Source organism: Terrabacter sp. P5_B1 (genome assembly GCF_056400505.1).
Window position 1 is genome coordinate 1 of sequence record NZ_JBFULD010000463.1, and the last position, 2,404, is coordinate 2,404.

4 protein-coding genes are annotated in these 2,404 nt (G+C 71.8%); 1 reads left to right on the plus strand and 3 read right to left on the minus strand.

What is annotated here, in order from left to right:
• Nucleotides 1-92 precede the first annotated feature (92 nt).
• Together AC1DP0_RS20880 and AC1DP0_RS20885 are read right to left on the minus strand one after the other, a co-directional pair.
• Entirely contained in the window at nt 93-317 is a 225-nt protein-coding gene (locus AC1DP0_RS20880; RefSeq protein ID WP_478088301.1) for a hypothetical protein, read from the minus strand.
• A 128-nt stretch (nt 318-445) separates the two neighbouring features.
• A complete protein-coding gene (locus AC1DP0_RS20885; RefSeq protein ID WP_478088303.1) occupies nt 446-1,387 on the minus strand; it encodes a 5'-3' exonuclease in 942 nt (313 codons plus the stop codon).
• A gap of 235 nt (nt 1,388-1,622) precedes the next feature.
• Between AC1DP0_RS20885 and AC1DP0_RS20890 the strand changes: the two genes are divergently transcribed.
• Nucleotides 1,623-2,081, plus strand: a complete 459-nt coding sequence (locus AC1DP0_RS20890; RefSeq protein WP_478088305.1) for an Lrp/AsnC family transcriptional regulator — start codon at nt 1,623-1,625, stop codon at nt 2,079-2,081.
• Here AC1DP0_RS20890 and AC1DP0_RS20895 read toward each other — a convergent pair.
• The coding region (locus AC1DP0_RS20895) for a YbaK/EbsC family protein (protein ID WP_478088307.1) at nt 2,074-2,404 on the minus strand (331 nt) is incomplete at its 5' end. The genes AC1DP0_RS20890 and AC1DP0_RS20895 overlap by 8 nt on opposite strands.

Sequence of the window (2,404 nt, forward strand, 5' to 3'; positions counted from 1 at the left end):
AGTCCGCACGTACGAAGGCCGGCCCCCCAGGGGGCCGGCCTTTCGTCATGTGCGGCCAGCGCCGCGTCAGCCGGTCAGGGCCGCGTCAGCGGTCAGAGCCGGGTCAGCCGGTCGAACGGGCTGTTGACGCGGACCACGCCGGACTCGAAGCGCAGGGTGACGGTCTGTGGGCTGCAGGCGACGACCACACCGAGGCCGTGACGCAGGTGGGACACCCGGTCACCCACCGAGAACTGCTCGATGTCCGGCGCCGGAGCCGGACTGAAGGGGCTGCTGGACAGGTGGCGACGGCGGTCTGGCGATCCGTGGTTGGGCACCCCTCAGTATGCGCCTTTTCACGAGAAGGTGGTGACACGAGGGTGGCCTTGAGACGCTCGGCCCGCATGCGAACGGGCGAGACGTGACCGTACCGTGACCGCTCCGCCGCGTCGGCGGGATGCTCTGCTCAGTCGATACCGAGCGCGGAGATGACCCGGTCGAAGGACGACGTCAGGCCGTGCTCGACGGCCAGTCGTGACATCAGGGTCGGGTCGGCCACGGCCGACGGCGCCGCGAGGTCGACGTCCGGGACGGCAGCGTCCTTGGCGACGGCGACGACCTGCGGGGCCGCGTCGAGGTAGTCCGCGGCGGCCTCCAGACGGGCGCGCTGGGCCCCCTTGAGGGCAGGGTCTCCCTCGTCGATGGCGGCACGGATCGCCTCGAGGGTGCCGTAGGTCGTGATGAGCTTGGCGGCCGTCTTCTCACCGATGCCCGCCACGCCCGGCAGCCCGTCACTGGTGTCGCCGCGCAGCACCGCCATGTCCGCGTAGGCGGCTCCGGTGCCGACGCCGTACTTCTCGGCGAGGAAGGCCTGGTCGACGACGTCCGGTGAGCGGACCCCGCCGCGGGCGGTGTAGATGACCCGCACCCGGTTGGTGTCGTCGACGAGCTGGAAGAGATCGCGGTCGCCCGTGACGATGTCGACCGGCATACGGCCGCTGAACCGAGTCGCGAGCGTCCCGATGACGTCGTCGGCCTCGTAGCCGTCGACGCCGATGCGCGCGATCCCGAGGGCGGCGAGCGCGTCGATGATGATCGGCACCTGGACGCCGAGAGCTTCGGGCACCTGCTCTCCGGCCAAGTTGTACGGCCCGGGCTCGGCGACCCGGTGCGCCTTGTACGACGGGATCGCCTCGACCCGGAAGGCCGGGCGCCAGTCGTTGTCCCAGCAGGCCACGAGGTGGGTGGGACGCCCGCGGTCGACGAGCGAGGCGATCATGTCGAGCAGGCCGCGCACGGCGTTGGTCGGGACCCCGCTGGGGCCGATGACCTCGGGGACCCCGAAGAAGGCGCGGAAGTACAGCGACGCGGAGTCGAGCAGGAGCATCCGGGGTGCGGGGGACGGCATACGCGAGAGGGTACCGGTGCCGTAGCGTCTCCTCATGGGTCGAACGCGCGCCCCTGTCCTCCTGGCCGTCGTGACCTGCCTGGGCCTGTCGCTCACGGCGTGCTCTCCGTCCGACACCACACCCCCGGCCAGCCAATCCAGCCGCGCACCCGCCACCTCCACCGCGACCGCCGAGTGTGACGGACCGCGATGGAACGACGCGCCTCGCCCCGGACCACTGGTCTACCCTTCGGCCATGGAAGATCTCGACCGTCGGCTCGTCGGCCTGCTGCTCACGGATGGTCGGATGAGCTACACCGACCTCGGCAAGGCGACCGGTCTGTCGACGTCCGCGGTCCACCAGCGCGTCCGTCGGCTGGAGGAGCGAGGGGTCGTCACCGGCTACGCGGCGCAGGTCTCCCCGGATGCCCTCGGCCTGCCGTTGACCGCGCTCATCTCCGTGACGCCGTTCGACCCGAGCGCGCCCGACGACGTGCCCGATCGTCTGCGCCACATCACCGAGATCGAGGACTGCCACTCCGTCGCCGGGGAGGAGAGCTACATCCTCAAGGTGCGGGTCGGCACGCCCGGCGACCTCGAGGACCTGCTCGCCCGGATCCGTTCCGCCGCCAACGTGTCGACCCGCACGACGGTCGTGCTGTCCACGCCGTGGGAGGGGCGCAGCGCCTCCGCCACGACCCGCGAGGTCAGCTGACCCGGCGGGCGATGGGGGCCCGGACCGCCCGGGTGACGGCCGCAAGGTCGCCCGGGGCCAGTCCGATGTCGAAGCCGCGACGGCCGCCCGAGACGTAGACCTTCTCGAACGCGTATGCMGTCTCGTCGAGCACCGTGGGCAGCGCGCGCCTCTGCCCCACCGGGGAGATGCCGCCGACGACGTAGCCCGTGCTGCGCTCGGCCACGGCCGGGTCGGCCATCGTCACGCTCTTGACCTCCAGCGCCGACGCGACGGCCTTGAGGTCGAGCTGGCCGTCGACCGGGACGATGCCCACGGCCAGCCCTGGGCCGGTGTTGACGAGG